Origin of the sequence: Rhizobium leguminosarum, assembly GCF_002953715.1 — a bacterium.
In the GTDB taxonomy this organism is placed as follows: Bacteria; Pseudomonadota; Alphaproteobacteria; order Rhizobiales; family Rhizobiaceae; genus Rhizobium; species Rhizobium leguminosarum_V.
On the sequence record NZ_CP025015.1, the window covers coordinates 79,062 to 96,322 of the forward strand.

General features: G+C 56.3%; 12 protein-coding genes. 8 read left to right on the forward strand and 4 right to left on the reverse strand.

The window, feature by feature from the left end; all coding sequences use genetic code 11:
- Positions 1-670 precede the first annotated feature (670 nt).
- The 4 genes from CUJ84_RS38125 to CUJ84_RS32615 form a co-directional block, all read right to left on the reverse strand.
- Complete coding sequence (locus tag CUJ84_RS38125) at positions 671-3,205, reverse strand: hypothetical protein (RefSeq protein ID WP_158686997.1); 2,535 nt, start codon at positions 3,203-3,205, stop codon at positions 671-673.
- Positions 3,205-6,186, reverse strand: a complete 2,982-nt coding sequence (locus CUJ84_RS32605; RefSeq protein ID WP_105009713.1) for a hypothetical protein — start codon at positions 6,184-6,186, stop codon at positions 3,205-3,207. The genes CUJ84_RS38125 and CUJ84_RS32605 overlap by 1 nt, the downstream gene beginning before the upstream one ends.
- A 399-nt stretch (positions 6,187-6,585) precedes the next feature.
- Positions 6,586-8,247: an FAD-dependent oxidoreductase gene (locus tag CUJ84_RS32610; protein WP_105009714.1), complete on the reverse strand. Its 1,662-nt coding sequence runs from the start codon at positions 8,245-8,247 to the stop codon at positions 6,586-6,588.
- Between the two features lie 54 nt (positions 8,248-8,301).
- Positions 8,302-8,721 (reverse strand): MarR family winged helix-turn-helix transcriptional regulator, encoded by a 420-nt coding sequence (locus tag CUJ84_RS32615; RefSeq protein WP_018516649.1) that lies wholly within the window; start codon positions 8,719-8,721, stop codon positions 8,302-8,304.
- Between the two features lie 344 nt (positions 8,722-9,065).
- Here CUJ84_RS32615 and CUJ84_RS32620 point away from each other — a divergent pair, with 344 nt between their 5' ends.
- The 8 genes from CUJ84_RS32620 (at position 9,066) to purU (ending at position 17,219) form a co-directional block, all read left to right on the forward strand.
- Positions 9,066-10,481 carry an aminomethyltransferase family protein gene (locus CUJ84_RS32620; protein WP_105009715.1) on the forward strand — a complete coding sequence of 472 codons (1,416 nt, stop codon included), beginning with the start codon at positions 9,066-9,068 and terminating at the stop codon, positions 10,479-10,481.
- A 149-nt stretch (positions 10,482-10,630) separates the two neighbouring features.
- Positions 10,631-11,500 (forward strand): methylenetetrahydrofolate reductase, encoded by an 870-nt coding sequence (locus CUJ84_RS32625; protein ID WP_105009716.1) that lies wholly within the window; start codon positions 10,631-10,633, stop codon positions 11,498-11,500.
- A 188-nt stretch (positions 11,501-11,688) separates the two neighbouring features.
- Positions 11,689-12,858, forward strand: coding sequence for an ABC transporter substrate-binding protein (locus CUJ84_RS32630; protein ID WP_105009717.1), 1,170 nt, complete (start codon positions 11,689-11,691; stop codon positions 12,856-12,858).
- A 67-nt stretch (positions 12,859-12,925) separates the two neighbouring features.
- Entirely contained in the window at positions 12,926-13,789 is an 864-nt protein-coding gene (locus CUJ84_RS32635) for a branched-chain amino acid ABC transporter permease (protein WP_105009718.1), read from the forward strand.
- A gap of 143 nt (positions 13,790-13,932) precedes the next feature.
- On the forward strand, positions 13,933-14,775 hold the full coding sequence (locus tag CUJ84_RS32640) for a branched-chain amino acid ABC transporter permease (RefSeq protein ID WP_245457643.1): 843 nt from the start codon (positions 13,933-13,935) through the stop codon (positions 14,773-14,775).
- Positions 14,772-15,521, forward strand: coding sequence for an ABC transporter ATP-binding protein (locus CUJ84_RS32645; protein ID WP_018484500.1), 750 nt, complete (start codon positions 14,772-14,774; stop codon positions 15,519-15,521). The genes CUJ84_RS32640 and CUJ84_RS32645 overlap by 4 nt, the downstream gene beginning before the upstream one ends.
- A complete protein-coding gene (locus tag CUJ84_RS32650) occupies positions 15,514-16,218 on the forward strand; it encodes an ABC transporter ATP-binding protein (protein WP_105009720.1) in 705 nt (234 codons plus the stop codon). The genes CUJ84_RS32645 and CUJ84_RS32650 overlap by 8 nt, the downstream gene beginning before the upstream one ends.
- A 116-nt stretch (positions 16,219-16,334) precedes the next feature.
- Positions 16,335-17,219, forward strand: a complete 885-nt coding sequence (purU, locus tag CUJ84_RS32655) for a formyltetrahydrofolate deformylase (protein ID WP_105009721.1) — start codon at positions 16,335-16,337, stop codon at positions 17,217-17,219.
- The last annotated feature ends 42 nt before the right edge of the window (positions 17,220-17,261 follow it).

Below are 17,261 nucleotides of genomic sequence, written 5' to 3' on the forward strand. Positions count from 1 at the left end.
CTCAGGGTAGTTCTGCACGGGGTTCCCTTCGCCACCATGCTAGGCGATCTGGAACTGGCGGCCGAAGCTCTTCGAGCCGTGCAGAGTATGTAGTGCTACTATGAGCGCCAGCGCGAAGGGGAGTGGATCGACACGTTCAACGACCTCTGAAATATACGGCTACGCACGTGTTTCCGTGCCCCAACGCTCACAGTTTCAAGTGGAATCTGACGGGAGTTGTGACCGTTAACAGCCCACGCGTTCCGCCATTTGTCAAAGCCGATGTTTTGATTCTGTTCAAGTATACGGTACAAAGATTGCTCCGCTTAGGTCATCCTTTCCAAGATGCGATCGGGATCAGGGCATCTCTTTGTTATCGTTGACAATACTTTCTGATTGAAGTTACCTGCAGGTTCAAATCCCTTCAAGAGGGTATGGTGTGCGGCAATGACCGGTAGAAATCACGAGGGCTATCTCAAATTCGAGTTTCGCGCGGCGCAACTTTCCTTGAAACAAAAGGGGGCCTGATTTCGATCAGAAGCGAGAGGGTGTACTCCCTCGCTTGCAACTGAACTGTGAATGTAGCGGACCGGATGCGTCGGCATCATCTATGCCGGTGTTGATGACAGCAAAAATATTCGCGACTCGCGTGGTAGTATCAGTTCTCTGGCCGATGGTTCAGTGTGAAGATCTAGCTGGATACGGGCGAGTTCGGCCGGAAGCGATGAATCCGCCCATTGTTGTTCAATGTTTCCAAAATCTCTGCAGCTTCTGCGGCTGATTTGCCGAAGTCCGAGCGTAGAACCGACGAAATGACCGCATACTCGTTCTGGATGTTTGTGCAGAAAATTCCAGGATCGTCACTTCCGATGACCACTGTCGGTCTGTTGTTCAGCGCTGGTCCCGCTAATCCCAGCCATCTAAAGATGTGGTGTTCAGCCATCGTTTGATAGACGCTGATCCTTATGTTGCTCGTCGGAAGTGCCTCAAGCGCAATGCCCCGTCGTGTTGTCTCCGCAAGGACAATGTCCTGAAGGGCACAGAGCGCGGGTATTGACAAGAAGTCCGTCAGGCTTTCGCAAAGTGGCCTCTTTGTCTCGTCAAGCAGATGCCGCTTTCTGTAGAAAGCGTATCCAGATGCGGCATGCTCGACCCGGTCGGCAACCAGATCGAGCTCCCGAGCACGGAGTTTGTCCATCACTTCCTGTGCCAGGACACGGGCCTCTCTAACCACATTGCCCGCCGTGACAGGCAGTAAACGCTGCGCAAGACGGTGCTCGATCTGCCTGATTTCGCGGATATCAAGATCTCTGAGTCGCCAGGCTTGCGACAGCACGACCGGACTCACGTCCAGGCCGTAGATATCGTGCGAAAGCCGCGTGATCATGTCCGTCAGCCTCCTGACATCCTCACCGAAGCCGTGGATCTGAACCAGGTTTTGCTGCGCGAAAACAGCGTCATCCAGAAGGTCGTGCCGATTGAGCATTATCCGGTCAGCGGTCCGCGCGCGCCAGAGATTGGGATCGACGCCCAGTGCGATCGCATGACCGATACGATCGCCCGCGCGCAGGTCAAGATATGCTATAGCTTCCGCGACAGAGCGAATTCCCGAAAGCAGATGGCGGAAATCTTCGCCTACATGAAAAGTTGCTCTGCCGACACCCGCCTGTCGCATGATTCGAAAAGCCGGGGCGAACGGTTCCGGCGGCGCGTGCAGCTCGTTTGAAGCTGCGTCAATCCCGACAAGAACGGTTCTGATCAAGTCCCTTCGTGTGACTAGTTCACGAAGATGACGCGCTTGTTTGTCTAGATCTGCGCGCAGGTCGCTGTCCAAATACCCTCTGGACTTATCTTTCTGACTATTGGGCGGCCTCTTTATGAAATGCGCAACCAGGGAAAGTTCTGCGTCGGGCCGCCCGCGTCTTGCGCAACGATCGCCGTCACAAGGCCGTGAAACAAGGCATGGTGGCACCTTGCCATGCAGCTTGCGCAAGTGCCCGCGATGACCGCAGCCGCGAAACGCAAGATAGTCTTCAATAATCTTAAGGACGAGATTTTCGGTTTCGGTAATGCTGCTCTTAGGGGCAAACCGACCCTCCAGATGTGACAGCAATGTGTGAGGTGAAGTGACGTTGAGTTGACGGAAGCGTGCTTCGTAATGCCGCTCAAGTTTTTCGCGCGTTCCGAGCAGGGTATATTTCTGGAACTGGTCAAATCCAGACTCTTCTGGCTGCTGGACCGCCAGCCGCGTCACCTGGTTCAGCAGCAAAAAGTTGAAATAAAGACCCGTTCCGATGATCGTATCTGAGCGATTATGACGTAGGTGCGACAGGCAACGATAGAGCCATGCCGCTTCGTTGATGAGCCTACTGTACCGACGCCGACCGTAAAGCTTTGAACTCGGATGTTCGGACAGCGATGACTGTCGCTCATAGTTCCATCCGCCGTCGCTGAGATCGGCTGTCATTGCCTCAATCAATCTGGAAGAACCACGCAAATGCGGCCCATAGCCTGGTGCCGCACCAAGTATATCGGCCATGTAGTGACGTACGCGTCTTAAAGCACGCATGCGTTTATAGAGATCATAAGGCGTCAGTCCAAACTCCAATTGCTCATAAAGTTCTGCCACTGGAAGCTCGTTTTTTCGGGAGGCTGCCAAAAGCTCTCCGTAGAATCCGTCAGGATCGGTGCATGCGTCGGCCCAGACGATATCCAGTTCGGTGCTGCCGTTCAGATGCATATGCAGTTCGTTCAAACCCTTTCGCTCGATAAGATCGTCAAGCGCCAAGTCGTGCGGACTCAGGACAGCCGTGTCGCCGATCTCGCGTTCGAGATCTTCGCGTGGGTCAAGCGCGGGGTTGCTGGCGGGCCGGTCTTCGTTCACGAGAAAAGCGATAAGGACGCCAAGCGGAGAAATGAATGGCAGGAGCTCGTGCCATTCGGCAAACTGGTCCAAGCACACGACGATCTTTCCATCCCGACGCTCCAGATAACGCTCCGCAAGCCTAGTGAGCGTGTGATACGGCAGCTCACCAACCGCACCCACGTCATCCAGACGATCGGCCAGATAGCCCTTGTAGAAATGATCCGGAAAACCGAAATTGGTTCGACGTTCCGTAATAAAGATCCGGCGTTTTGTGTCGATGATTGATGGAATCACTCCACGGCATAGTTCTGCTAATCCGTGGCTGTCGCTGAAGGCACGCCGATCGATCAGAGCCGCCATCAGGACTTGTCCGCGTTGCCACCGCCGGACGGATTAAGCCTGCTTCGAACGACCGGGCGACGTGTAGCCGGCTTCGGCTCGGCTGTACGTGCAGCCTTGTGCCCTTGCAAATAGACGCTGTTCAGGAGGAAAAACAAGCCGTCGAACTGTGCTGTTCGCCCGTCATTCGGCTGGCGAAAGCTCACGCTGTAATCGAGTTCGAGACCGGTGAAAGCGCGTGATTGTTGCCGGTAAAGATCAAAAATCTCGCCCGCTGCGTCGCGGCCTTTGGATCCTGTGAGATCCTCCTCGTGTCTCGCGAGAAAGTAGCCCCAGAGGGGGCAGGCAAAAATCCAACGAAAGAAACGGACCTCCTCGTCGTCGTCAGAATCATCGTCTTCGTCTTTGTTGGTATTGGCGTGGACTTCTCTGATGTCCAGCTCCTGAAGCATAGCCAGAAATGGTTCGCTTGAACGGACCGGGTTATCTGCCACCTTCGGGCCGATGGTGTTGCCTTCAGCGCGATAGGTCTCGACCGCCAGCGCGTGCAGAAAAGCGATAATAGAGCGATGCATTAGCACGCCAAGATAACGCGTTTTGGCATGACGAAGTTCATCACGAATGGAGTCGAACGCATAGGAAAACCGCGTCCATACGCGCGCCAGCGTTATCGGCGCCAGCGACAGCGTATTGGCATTCAGCGCATCAAGCCATTTGATCAAAGCATTGACAGCTTCGTCGTTCGAAGTCCCGTAATCTGCGCCCAGCTCCTCTCTTTCGCCCGCGAGATTAGCTGGGATCTCACTGTCTTCGTCGAGATTGCTCCCGGCTGTGCTGGTCGCCGCCCCGCCGGGGGTGGGATAGCTCCGCGGCATCCCCGAAGTAACTAAAAACTGATCGAGGCGGCGCCGAAGTGCGCGGGCCGTAAGGCTGCCACGGCTGACCCCGAGTGTGCCACTGATAAATCCCAGAATCCGAAGCAGGGAATAGCTGCCATTGTCGGACTGCTGACCGCTTGTGATCCGGCTTGCCGGAATCATTGCAATCGACGCAACTTGGCCACTTAATCCCGCGCGCAGGCTTTCCAGAGTGTTGCCGAAAACAGGAACGAAGCCTGCTTCTCCCTTGCCACTGTAGGAGTAGTCCCAACCAGACCGGGCAAGTCGCAAATGGAAGCCGCGAAGCGGTGCTGGCAATTTCTGAAGTGCATGGTTGATAGAGTTCTCGCTCTTTGCCCCTAATTCTCGCCTGAAGCTTTCAAAATCGAAATCGCCATATAGTTCTGAAGAGGCAGCTCCGGTTTCCCGAACGCGCGGGCCGGCTGGCACAGCAGCACCGCTGATGCGTATTCCCCGGGCGATTTGCTGTCCTTCAGCGGCCTCCCAGGCAGCTAGGCGGCTGACAGTCTGTAGCGCTTCCTCTTTGCTGCGGATGTTGAGATGATCCAGAAGCTCTTTAAGTCGCTCAGGCGTTGTGATGTCCCCACGATCAATCTTTTCGCGGATTGTACAAACCTTCAGCCAGTAATCGATCATCGCCCTTGGCTGGCGACGAAACAGGTCCACGAGAGTTGCGCCAACCGACATCGCGGCAAGATCGCTACTCTCTTCAAGGCCCTCCGGATAGAACCGCGCCATCGTGCGCCAAAGATCCTTTTTCGTCATCCAGCCCGCAAACACTCCGAAAATCCGGTCAGGATCGGGATTGCGCAACTCGTTTTCGTCGAAATCAAGTACCATAAGACCGGTCGATGCGACATGACGGAGCGTGTCCAACGCTATCTCGTATTGTTGCGATTGGTCGTCGCGGCTTCCGTTAGACAAAAGAGGCCATACTGACGAATACAGCTGCAGACTACTACGCATAGGCAAGCGAAGCATGATCGACTGTATCGTTGCGACATCCTCCGGAGCGCCAAGCCCTAGCAGGAGTTTCGCGTAGCGCCGCGACACCATCCGCTCTGTGACGGCTTTCGTATTGCCAATTGTGAAGGAGATGGACGCGCGCTCAGCGTAGTAAGTCAGGGGCTGCAGATCGATCCTGTTTTCTGGGCGGACAATTTTTACAAGATACTGATCCTGGAGCACGTCAATCATTGGTGCAATCTGATCACTGTAGGACTGATTTCGGGGAACCTGACGCTCTGCATTGATAAAGTCCGAAGTCATCTGCTTCCATTGCTGCTGTCGGACCAGCAGATTGTAAAGTTTCATGTCGCCAGCGAGCAAAAGCTTCAACCGGGGTGTCGCAAGATATTTTCGGATCGCCTCGAGCACCGGCCAGCCGCGTTCAAACGAGGTATCGACATCGTCCACTGCTAGCACGAAGGCGTCTACGGTCAGGAAACGACAAGCCTCGCCGACATAGCGATAAAACGAGCGTTCGAACGCCGCCGCTGCGCTCGCCCGGTCCAGCCCTTTGTCAAGTACATAGTCCGGATCGACCCACTCCTTCCCGTGAAGCGATTCATCACCGATGCCGTCGAGGAGTGTCAAACCGGCCGCGAGTTCACGGAGCCGCTGCTTGAATTCGCGATACTGGTCTTCCGCCGCAGGCCTGTCGGCACGTTTCGCCTGGTCGACCGCTGCCTTGATCTTTTCTATGATCATCACAACGATGTTCTGTTTGGTCTCGATTAGAGTCGGATCGACAATGCCAAGGCTATAGAGTGACGCTGGACCACCCTCCATTTCAATATATTCAAACAGCTCATTGGGAGCGTCCCCGGCCTGCCTCTTCTCGATGAACCGCAAAATATCCGTCAGGAATGTCGTTTTCCCATCACCACGTCGCGCGCTGATCATGATTGTCTCATGGCGACGGGACTTCATTACGTTGAGAGACGACGGGCGATACCCCGATCTTCTTTCTAGATTTTCGTCATCTTCCGGTCGGCGATAGAGCTTCTCTATTACGCGTTTAAAGGCATCGCGGCGGACGATTTTGTCGAGCTTGAATTCGCCATACATCGAGGCGAGGTCTATCGTAATCTTGTCGGGCATCTGGAGCCAATAATACGAGGGGTTGAGCGCAAGCGGCGAAGGTAACGAAATAATTCTTGTGAGCCGACGAAGACGACGAAGACGAATCGGGTCAGTTCAAAACTGATGATCAGAGATTGCATATTTTCACGAAACTTCAACTGAAATTCCGCATGGCTGGTGGAGTGGTTTTTGGCTTGGCTATCCAGGTCGCTAGAAGTGTGAAGGCGCCGGACTTGTTTGACCGAAATCGGCGCCAACAGAGGTATTTATCAATAGCTTAATGCTGAACGGACTACGGGGCGAAGGTTCATTCTGGTTTAAGGCCTGTTAGGGCGTGTGGACTGATCACTTTGACCCGGACTCAAAAAACCTAGTGTGGCTTAACCGCAATCACCGCCGCCGTGACGCCTCTTCATCCTACGCTGGGATCTGGCCGACGACAGTCTCGATGATATGAACGGCGTCGCGACCGTCATCTCCGCGCCAAGCGATGACCTGGTCTGGCCGAATGAGCACAAGCGGCTCGCGATAAATTGCCCTGAGTTGATCCTCTTCTATATCGACGACGGTGATATCCATTCCGGCCATTCTAGCGGCTGTAACGAACTCGGTTCCTGGCGAGGAGGAGGGGCGAAGCCGCAGGAGGGTCCATTCAAACCCAAATCGGTCGAACAATGACGTTTGAGAGTTCAACCAAACATGGGGCGCTCTGCCCCCCGGCGCGGCATTTGGAACGTAGACTTCCGGCAGGTCCGGAGCTTGTCCTTCCCCTTCGGCGAGGATTATCGGCGAATGGTCGTAGCGAGCGCCGAACGTCACGCCGGGTATGTTGAACTCGGACCGCCCATGTGCCTCCAGATAGGAGCCGGCTTCCCGTCGCAAATCCGATCCGAGATCCGAGTCCGCCTCGATGTCGGGGTTCGGGACGTAGTTTCCGATGGATTCGGCGAAAGCCCGAGCGAAGCCTGTGTTTCGGACGGCCACCGGGCGTCGCTCCAGTTCATAGGTATCGAGAAGGAATGACGGTGCATTTCCTTTCACAACAGAAGCGAGTTTCCAACCTAGATTGACCGCGTCATCCACCGCCGTATTGTACCCCAAGCCACCGGCTGGCGTAAAAAGATGAACCGCGTCACCGCCGAGGAATATCCGCCCAGCCCGAAACTTCTCGGCGACCAGGGCAAACCCGGCCGTCCAGGTGCCGCGAGAAAGAATTTCCCCCTCAACGGGATACCCGACCACCGTCTGGAACATCTTCAGCGCTTGCGCATCGGATATATCGTCTTCGCTCTCGCCTTCCTTTAGTTGGGTGTGAAAAGCAAACTCGCCTTTGCCGTCGACGGCGGCCATAAACGCCCGGCGCTCAGGATTGAACGCCACGTTCATCCAGGCGGGTGCAAAGGGAACAACCTCATAGAACTGCGGGCAGCGAAGATAGAGGGCAAACATTTTCCCGCCGAAGAAATCTCTGACTGCCCCGCCATCGCCCTGATATCGAATGCCAAGTGTCCGACGTATGAAGCTTTTCGCGCCGTCTCCTCCAATAAGATACTTGGCTCTTACGGAGCGCGTGCTCTCGGAGCCGACCTGACTTGCGGTCATGGTCACGGCGTCACCAACGTCTTCGAACCGGGATATCCGCCACCCGTAGTTCACCGAAACCGTAGACAGAGCTTCGGCGTGCTTACGCAGAACTCGCTCGACAAACTTCTGAGAGACACGGTGGGGCAATTCGGCCGCGCTCCAGGATCCTGTCATTGTCAGGATCTTCTCGCGCGCCTCTTTGGCTGAGGGAAGGCGAAAGCGCGCCAATTCATGGCGAGCATATCGCGTGAAATATGCGATATCGGTTGGAAAATCTTCAGGCATGCCGAGTGCACGGATCTCATCCGCAAATCCCAGGCGTCGAAAATGCTCCATGGTCCTGGCCTGAGTGGCATTGGCCTGCGGATTAAAAGCCGTCGAAGATTTCTCGTCAAAAAGAACGGTTGAAACGCCTCGGCGGCCAAGCTCATTGGCCAGCATCAGTCCGAATGGACCGCCACCCGCGATAGCGACATCGTAAACTTCGTGAGTCACGGTAAAACCTCCCAAATCCGCTGGCGCGAAAATAGTAAGGAAACCGGACCAATGTCAATCGACTTGATCACTCTCTTTGTTGATTTGACACTCTACATATTTCCCGAGTGCTTCCACCATGAGATCGACCATTGCCGGCCCGAGCTGATCACGCATCTCACCTTCTGCCACCTCCAGGCTTTGATGAAAGGCCTCCAGCCAAACGAAGCCGCTGTCTGTGAAGCATACGAGCTTTGCCCTGCCGTCGGCGGGATCTTGGCGTTTTTCAATGAGGCCGGTTCGTTCCACCTGATCGACCAGTTCACTCATCGATTGCTTTGTGAGAGAGGCGCGTCGCGCGAGTTCAGTGAGCCTGGTCCCGTCCTCGTCGAGGTTTCGGGTTAGATTAATGTGTGCCGCGGTAAGTTCGGAATGCCCTTTGGCTTTCAGATTTTCGATGATCCTGTTCTCGAATATCCTGACGGCCTCATTCATCCGGCGGCCAATGTTGCTCCTGCGCCATGCGTTTCGTAAAATCATTTTATACCACCTCGGAAGCTATCAATTTATACGAGTAAGCCTGCGGCAAGTATTTTTCCAGCCCCTCGATTTAAATTGGTTGACATGTACCGCTCTCACAAAATATGGTCAGGATACCGTACTAAATAAGGCGTCTTGGAGGAGGCTTTCTGAAGGCGAGGCTCTTGCGGCCGAAATGGGGACCCACTGTGCTGCACATGGTTCTCGCCACCAAAAGAACAGTCGACTCAATAGGCCACCCGTCGACGTACAGTCAAATCGCTCAGCAGAGCGGAACATAAGAGGAGGATGTCCGAGCAATGGTAAAGGCAAACGGCGCGCGATCACTACAGGATTTGGTCGACGAGAAAGCTAACCTCGTCGAGTATTTTTACAACGACACGCTTGCGCCCCATTACCGGGCACGTACCGGGCTCACCGCTGCGTTCATTCCGCCGGAATTCACAAACTGGCGCGACGAGCAGCGTGCCTGGCGCGAGACCGCGATCCTGTTCGACCAGTCGCACCACATGCCGGAACTGCTGCTCAAAGGTCCCGATGCATTTCGTCTGCTTGAAAAGCTCGGCATCAACAGCCTGGCGAATTTTACGATCGACCGCGCCAAGCAATTCGTCGCTTGCACGCCACGCGGCCATGTCATCGGCGACTGCGTCGTCTACAGACTTGCCGAGGAAAAGTTCGAGCTAATCAGCGGCATGCCTGTCCTGAACTGGGTACAGTTTAACGCGGAACAAGGCGCCTACGACGTGACGATCGAGCGCGACGACCCGACGCCTTACAACCCGACCGGCAGGCGCTGGTTCTACCGTTTCCAGTTGGAAGGTCCCAATGCCGGCCTGATCTTCAACGCTGCGGTCGAGGGGCGCGCCCCGGAGATTGCGTTCTTCAGAACCGCGAAGGTTAAAATCGGCGGATGCGAAGTGCTCGTTCTGCGGCATGGAATGGCGGGCCATCTGGGAGCAGAGCTGTCCGGACCGTACGAGGACATGGAAAAGGTGCGCGCCGCGCTGCTTAGAGCCGGTGAGGCGCATGGGCTGAAGCAGGGCGGGACGAAGACCTATTTTAGTACGATCTTCGAATTTGGCTGGATGCCTTACCCACTGCCGGGTATCTACACGGGGGAAGAACTGCGCGATTTTCGCCAATGGCTATCTGGAAACGGTTGGGAAGCGAACGCCCAACTTGGCGGCAGCTTCGTCTCGGATAATATCGAAGATTACTACGTCACCCCGTGGGATCTCGGCTACGGCCATATTCTCAAGTTCGATCATGACTTCATCGGGCGCGAAGCCCTGGAAGCCCTGCCCGTGGAGAAGCGGCGCCAAAAGGTCACGCTGGTGTGGAACCGCGACGACGTTGCGGCAATCTTTGCGTCTGCCCTCGGAGACGGGCCACGATACAAGGCTATAGACCTGCCGGTCGCCTATTATGGCTGGCCCCAATTCGATGAAGTGCGGGGTCGGAATGGCATGCTCTTCGGTCGCTCCTGCCATTGCGGTTACAGCAACAATGAAGGCGAAATGCTGTCTCTCGCCATGCTCGACGTCCAAAACGCGACTCCCGGGACGGAAGTGACGCTCACCTGGGGAGAGCCTCGTGGCGGGTCCCGGAAGCCGCATGTCGAACGGCACGAGCAGTTCAAGGTCAGAGCGGTCGTGGCGCCCGTTCCCTATGCAAGTTCCGTTCAAAAGATGAAGCGCGCTGCGATCAGCTGAGCATTGCCGGTATTCGCTCAGCGCCTTTTCGTCAGAGCGAACACCGGTGTTGTCCTGGCTACGGATACCCTGCGGTCTGCTACTCGGCAACGTTCACATTCTTCTTGCTCAATGAGAATTCGCCTGTCTCGCAGGCGGGATGGGTTTTTATGGCTATGTCGCAAGCAATACATCTCCGAGACCAGAGCGGTGTACTGGATGACTTTTCGGTGGAAGTGACGACAAAAGATACCGCACAGCTGGCGGCCATGTCTGGCGCGATCCCCAAAGGCACGATCATCTCGATTCCGTTTCTGTCAACGGAAAGCGATGCCGACCGGATTAGGGCGGCCAAAATGGTCCGACAGGCGGGATACGTACCCTTGCCTCACATTGCCGCCAGACGTCTGGGGTCGGAATCCATGCTATCGGCAATGCTGTCGGCGCTTGTCAATGACGCCCAGGTGAGCCGATTGCTCCTAGTCGCGGGCGATGCCGACCCTCCCAAGGGCCCGTTCTTGGATACCGCTACGATCTTACGTAGCGGTATCCTCGAACAGCATGGGATCAGCAATGTCTCGATAGCCGGGCATCCGGAAGGACACCCGGTCCAGAACGCTGCCATGCTCACCAGTGCGCTGCTGGAAAAGCGACTAATCATGGAAGCAGCAAATATCGAGTGGTCGATTTTCACTCAGTTTGCGTTCGCATCGGAACCCGTACTTGCCTGGATAGGTGAACTGCGTCGATTGGGTATCGAAGTCCCGATCCACATCGGTATTCCTGGCCCGGCAAGCGTCAGAACGCTATTGAAATTTGCAGCGGTTTGCGGCGTTTCCGCATCCACATCCGTCCTCAAGAAGTACGGTCTATCGATCACTCAGTTGTTGTCGAGCGCGGGGCCAGACGCTCTGGTCAATGAGTATGCTACCGGCTTGAGCAACGCCGAATATGGCGATGTTCGTCTGCATTTCTATCCGTTTGGAGGACTACACAAAACAGTGGACTGGTTGCAAGAGTACCGGACGCGACCTTCCTAAGGCGCCGATGTGATTGTCAGGACGCCTGACTAGACTGGAGCATTTCCGACTCGGACAACACGGATAGGCGGTCCATGAATGCGGAGAAAACTTGACGTATTAGTACGGTTTCCGTACCAATACTAGCGGAGGAAGTGGCGCTTCAGCGTCAAGGCGCCCGGACGCTTTTCCGGTTGGGAGGGAAAAATATGACATTTTCGAAATCGACGTTGTATCTCGTCGCATCGGCTGCGTTTTTCGTGACCGGCACGCTCGCTCAGGCCGAGACAATCAAGGTCGGCGTTATCGCTACATTCTCCGGGCCAAACGCAATCTGGGGCAAGCAATTCCGCGAAGCGATCGATGTCTATGTCGCGCAGCACGGAGACGAGGTTGGCGGTCACAAAATTCAGTTCATCTACAAGGATGTTGGCGGACCCAACGCCGACGCCAGCAAGGCAGCGGCCCAGGAACTTCTTGTCCGCGACGGCGTGAAGTATCTTGCTGGATTTGACTTCACCCCCAATGCCGTTGCGGTCGCTCCCCTGACAAAGCAGGCAAAGGTGCCGGCGGTGATTTTCAATGCCGCGACATCATCGATCAACAAGCAGTCGGACTTCTTTCTGCGCACCAGTTTTACGTTGACGCAGCTCGCTCAACCGGCAGCCGAGTGGGCGGCCAAAAATGGCTCCAAGAAAGTCGTGACTGCCGTTTCGGATTACAATCCCGGCATTGATGCAGAAACGGCCTTCTCCGCCTCTTTTGAGAAAGACGGCGGGGCGGTTCTCGAAAAGATCCGAATGCCGCTTCAGACCAATGATTTCGCGCCATTCATGCAGCGTATCAAGAGTTCCGGTGCCGATACCGTCTTCACTTTCCTGCCGGTGGGCCCAGCGACGTTCGCTTTCACCAAGGCCTATAGTGAAAATGGCCTGAAAGCTGCTGGCGTTTCTTTCCTTGGCGGTGGCGAGACCGACGAGACCACACTTGATGCGCTTGGAGACCAAGCTATCGGCCTGGTGACCGCATACCACTATTCCGATGTCCACGATTCTGCGCTGAACAAAAGCTTTGTCGCAAAACTGCAGGAACTTCATCCGGGCTCGCGCGCCAACATGGCATCAATCGGCGCCTATGACGGCGTGGAGTTGATCTACCGGATGATCAAGGCTGCAGGGTCTGACGGCACAAAAGCCATCGAGGCGGCCAAGGGCATGGAATGGGAAAGCCCACGCGGGCCGGTGAAGATGGATCCGGTCTCACGGACGGTGGTGCAGAATGTCTATCTTCGGCGTGTTGAAAAAGGCGCGGACGGCAAACTGGTCAATCGGGAGTTCGCGACTGTCCCGAACGTACCGGACCTCGGCTTCAATCCCTGATCCACGGTGAGCGCGGCGGGAGTTTTCCGCCACGCAACGCCCGACCTCGCAAATCTCAGGTTAGAGAATGTCCCTCATTCTAAGTATCGTCGTCGATGGCGTCGCCTACGGGATGATATTGTTCATGATTTCCGTCGGGCTTTCGATCACGATGGGGCTCATGCGCATTATCAACCTCGCGCACGGCGGGTTTGCCCTGCTTGGCGGCGCAGCCGTTCATCTGCTCACCACACGTCTGGACGTAGCGTTCATTCCGGCGTTCCTCGTCGCCGTTCTTGCGGTTGTCCTCGTTTCCGTGCTTCTCGAGCGGCTGCTCTATCGCCACATCTATGGCTTCAACGAGCTGGGCCAGGTGTTGGCGACCATTGGAATCGTCTTCATCATGATCGCAACCGTCAATCTGTTCCTGGGCTCCACGATCCTGCCGCTTGGCGCCCCGGCGATTTTCACGACACCGATCGATCTCGGGTTTAGGACGCTACCGTTCCACCGGTTGGTCGTTATCATTTCCGGTTTGCTTGTGCTGGCCGGTCTCTGGTTGCTGATGGAAAAAACAAGGTTCGGCATCTACTTGCGCGCAGCTGTCGACAACAGGATTGCGGCCGCCTCGCTCGGCATCAACACGCCGCTCGTCTATCTCGTTGCATTCGCCATGGGCGCCGGTCTCGCGGCGGTAGGAGGTATACTCGGTGCGGAACTGCTTCCGATCGAGGCCTACTATCCGCTTCGTTATATGGTGCTGTTCCTGATTGTTGTGTCTGTGGGTGGACTTGGCAGCATTTCCGGCTCCTTCCTTGCTTCGATTAGCCTTGGTATTCTCGATACTGCTGGTCGCTATCTATTGCCGGGCATTGGTACCATCTTCTTTTTCGTGGCGATTGTGGTGTTGCTCGCGCTTCGGCCCAACGGTCTGATGGGGAAAGCGCAATGATGGACCCCGTCCTTTCGACGTCGCCGAGGCGCGCGCCGACCGCCCTGAGCTTCCTCATCCCGTCCATTTCCGTCGTGGTCGGTGCGAGCCTTGCCTTTCTGATATTCCCGTACGACCTGTCGTTTCTAACCCGGATCGTCATCATGATGATCTTCGTCGTGTCATTCGACCTCATTCTCGGGCAGGCGGGAATAGCAACACTTGGTCACGCGGCCATGTATGGATGCGGCGCCTATGCCGCGGGACTAATTTCGCTTCACCTGTCGCCCGACCCGCTGCTCGGGCTCCTGGTCGGTGCCGTGGCGGGCGCAGTGATGGCGTGGATTTCGGGGCTTGTCCTGCTTCGCACCCACGGCATAACTCTGTTGATGATTTCGATAGCCGTGACCCTGGTTCTTCAGGAGACCGCATCCCAGGCACGTTGGCTAACGGGCGGCGCCGACGGCCTGGCCGGCATCACGGTTGGACCGCTGCTGGGGCTGTACGAATTCGATTTTGTTGGACAGGTCGCCTTCATCTACAGCGTGTCCATTCTTGCGGCCGTTTTACTGCTCTGTCAGGTTCTGATCGGCTCCCCGTTTGGGCTCGCTCTTAGAGGAATTGAAGGCAGCGCCAGCCGGATGCGCGCAATCGGTACGCCGGTCTATCGCCGAAAGGTGACGGTCTACGTTATCGCTGGCGCTATTGCCGGAATTGCCGGCGCCCTTGCGGCCCAGGTGACAGGCCTGGTTGGCATCGAAGTGTTCAATTTCTCCTTGTCTGCCGACGTTATGGTGATGCTGATCCTGGGAGGAGCCGGGCGGCTGTATGGCGCGCTGGTCGGGACATTGATCTTCATGGTGGTCCATCATGTCGCGGCAAGCATCGATCCCTTGAACTGGCTCTTCGTGATCGGCTTCATGCTTCTCATCGTGGTGTTCGTGCTCCCAAAGGGTCTTGTTGCTCTCCCAGGTCGCTTGGCGCGATTGCTCAGGAGGACGTCATGAACGACGGGCTTTCCATTGTTGGACTTTCTAAAAATTTCGGAGGCCTGCAGGTCGCCCGGGACCTGACCCTCACGTTGCCGCGAGGCTCGCGCACCGCACTGATCGGGCCAAATGGTGCCGGCAAGACGACTTTCGCAAATCTCCTGACCGGTGTCCTGAAGCCGACATCGGGCAAGATCGTGCTGAACGGTCAGGATATAGGATCCCTGAGCGAATCGGCACGGGTGAGGGCAGGCGTCGCGAAAACCTTCCAGATAACCAACCTGTTTCGCGACCTGACCGTTCGCGAAAATCTGCGGCTGCCGATACTGGAGCGGGAAGGCCGCACGCATCAGTTCTTTCGTCGGGCGGACGGGTGGAGCGATATCGAGGCTGAGATCGCCCGGTTGATGCAGGATCTCAATATCCTGTCGCTGGCCGACAAGCCGGTGCGTGGACTGGCTTATGGGCAGCAGCGGCTGGTGGAATTGGCGCTGACGCTGGCGGTGAAGCCGAAGGTTCTCATTCTCGATGAACCGGCGGCAGGGGTACCCTCTACCGAAAGCCATTTCATCGTGGAGGCCATCAAGCGGCTTCCCCAGGATCTGTCGGTTCTCATCATCGAGCATGACATGCAGTTGGTGTTCGAGGTCGCAGACCGTATCATCGTGCTGGTGAATGGCGCGATCCTGATGGAGGGCACGCCCGACGAGGTTGTCGCCAACAAGCAGGTTCGCGAACTCTACCTGGGAGCGGGCCATGTCTGACGTTCTCCTCGAACTGGACGGTGTCGTGGCCGGCTATGGCGATACCCATATCATCCGCAATGTTTCGATCCGCGTTCCAAAAGGCGAGCGGCTGGCGATCGTTGGGAGAAACGGCGTCGGTAAAACCACCTTGCTCTCCACGATCATGGGCCAGACACGGCAACACGCCGGAAGCATCAAACTCAGGGGGGCGGCGATCGATACGCTCGCCTCGCATCAGAGGGCGAGACTGGGGATTGGCATCGTGCCGCAGACCCGCGACATTTTCGGATCGTTGACGGTCGAGGAGAACCTGGTTGCGGGACTTCGGAATGGATCGACTCTGGAAGAGGCTTACGATCTGTTTCCTCGGCTGAAGGAGCGTCGTTCCAACGGCGGGCGCCAGCTTTCCGGAGGCGAACAGCAAATGCTGTCGATTGCCCGTGCTCTTCTGGGAAAGCCGGAAATCATTTTGCTGGATGAGCCGCTGGAGGGGCTGGCACCGGTTATCTGCGAAATGCTTATGGAAGTGTTCCACAAGCTGGCCGATCAGGGCCACACGATCGTTCTGGTGGAACAGCATGTCGGCCTGGCACTCAAGTTTGCAGAGCGCGTCATTGCGCTCGACCAAGGCAAGATCGTCTTTGAGGAACAGGCGGCAAAACTGGCCGCCAATCGCACCGAACTCGACCGGTATATCGGTCTTTCCGCCCAATAACCGGCGCGGACGGCAGACTAGGCACGATGGCCTTCCATGAGCTCAGCGGGCTGAAGCATTTGTCGGGAAAGCCCGATGAGTATCTATTGAAGAGCCCTAACAGATACGGGGATAGAATGAAGAACTATGTCTTGACGGGTTCCTGCCAAACCACACGTGGCGTTGTCGCGGCGATTTCCGGCTTCCTCGCGGCCAAGGGTTGCAACATCGTCGACAGCTCGCAGTTCGATGACCGGGACACCGGCAAGTTCTTCATGCGCGTCAGCTTCATCTCCGAAGAAGGCGTGTTGCGGCCCGAGCTGTCGGAAGGCTTCATGACGGTAGCGGACAAATTCGGCATGGAATGGGATATTTTCGATGCGCAGGAGCGCATGAAAGTGCTTCTCATGGTGTCGCGTTTCGGCCATTGCCTCAACGACCTGCTGTATCGCTGGAAGATCGGTGCGCTGCCGATCGACATCGTTGGCGTGGTGTCAAACCATTTCGATTACCAGAAGCTGGTGGTCAATCACGACATCCCCTTCCACCACATTCCAGTGACCAAGGCCAACAAGGCGGAGGCGGAGGGACGCATCATGGCGCTGGCCGAGAGCACCGGCACTGAGCTGATCGTACTCGCCCGTTACATGCAGATACTCTCCGACGAGATGTGCCAGAAAATGTCCGGGCGGATCATCAATATCCATCATTCCTTTCTGCCGAGCTTCAAGGGCGCCAATCCCTACAAGCAGGCCTATACGCGCGGCGTGAAGCTCATCGGCGCGACGGCACATTACGTCACTGCCGATCTAGACGAAGGGCCGATCATCGAGCAGGACATCGTACGCATCACGCATGCGCAGTCGGCCGAAGACTATGTCTCCCTGGGTCGTGACGTGGAGGCACAGGTGCTCGCCCGCGCCATCCACGCTCACATCCACCATCGGACCTTTATCAATGGAAATCGCACCGTCGTCTTCCCGCCGAGCCCGGGAAGCTATGCCTCCGAGCGCATGGGCTGACCCGGCAGCGACGACAGTTGCACCGTTTGCATCCAGGAGGAG

Excerpts from the sequence above, each read along its gene's own strand:
- CUJ84_RS38125 (WP_158686997.1), bottom strand. The coding sequence starts at position 3,205 with ATGGCGGCTCTGATCGATCGGCGTGCCTTCAGCGACAGCCACGGATTA.
- CUJ84_RS32620 (WP_105009715.1), top strand. The coding sequence starts at position 9,066 with ATGGTAAAGGCAAACGGCGCGCGATCACTACAGGATTTGGTCGACGAG.
- CUJ84_RS32615 (WP_018516649.1), bottom strand. The coding sequence starts at position 8,721 with ATGAATGAGGCCGTCAGGATATTCGAGAACAGGATCATCGAAAATCTG.
- purU (WP_105009721.1), top strand. The coding sequence starts at position 16,335 with ATGAAGAACTATGTCTTGACGGGTTCCTGCCAAACCACACGTGGCGTT.
- CUJ84_RS32605 (WP_105009713.1), bottom strand. The coding sequence starts at position 6,186 with ATGCCCGACAAGATTACGATAGACCTCGCCTCGATGTATGGCGAATTC.
- CUJ84_RS32630 (WP_105009717.1), top strand. The coding sequence starts at position 11,689 with ATGACATTTTCGAAATCGACGTTGTATCTCGTCGCATCGGCTGCGTTT.
- CUJ84_RS32640 (WP_245457643.1), top strand. The coding sequence starts at position 13,933 with ATGATGATCTTCGTCGTGTCATTCGACCTCATTCTCGGGCAGGCGGGA.
- CUJ84_RS32645 (WP_018484500.1), top strand. The coding sequence starts at position 14,772 with ATGAACGACGGGCTTTCCATTGTTGGACTTTCTAAAAATTTCGGAGGC.
- CUJ84_RS32625 (WP_105009716.1), top strand. The coding sequence starts at position 10,631 with ATGGCTATGTCGCAAGCAATACATCTCCGAGACCAGAGCGGTGTACTG.
- CUJ84_RS32650 (WP_105009720.1), top strand. The coding sequence starts at position 15,514 with ATGTCTGACGTTCTCCTCGAACTGGACGGTGTCGTGGCCGGCTATGGC.
- CUJ84_RS32635 (WP_105009718.1), top strand. The coding sequence starts at position 12,926 with ATGTCCCTCATTCTAAGTATCGTCGTCGATGGCGTCGCCTACGGGATG.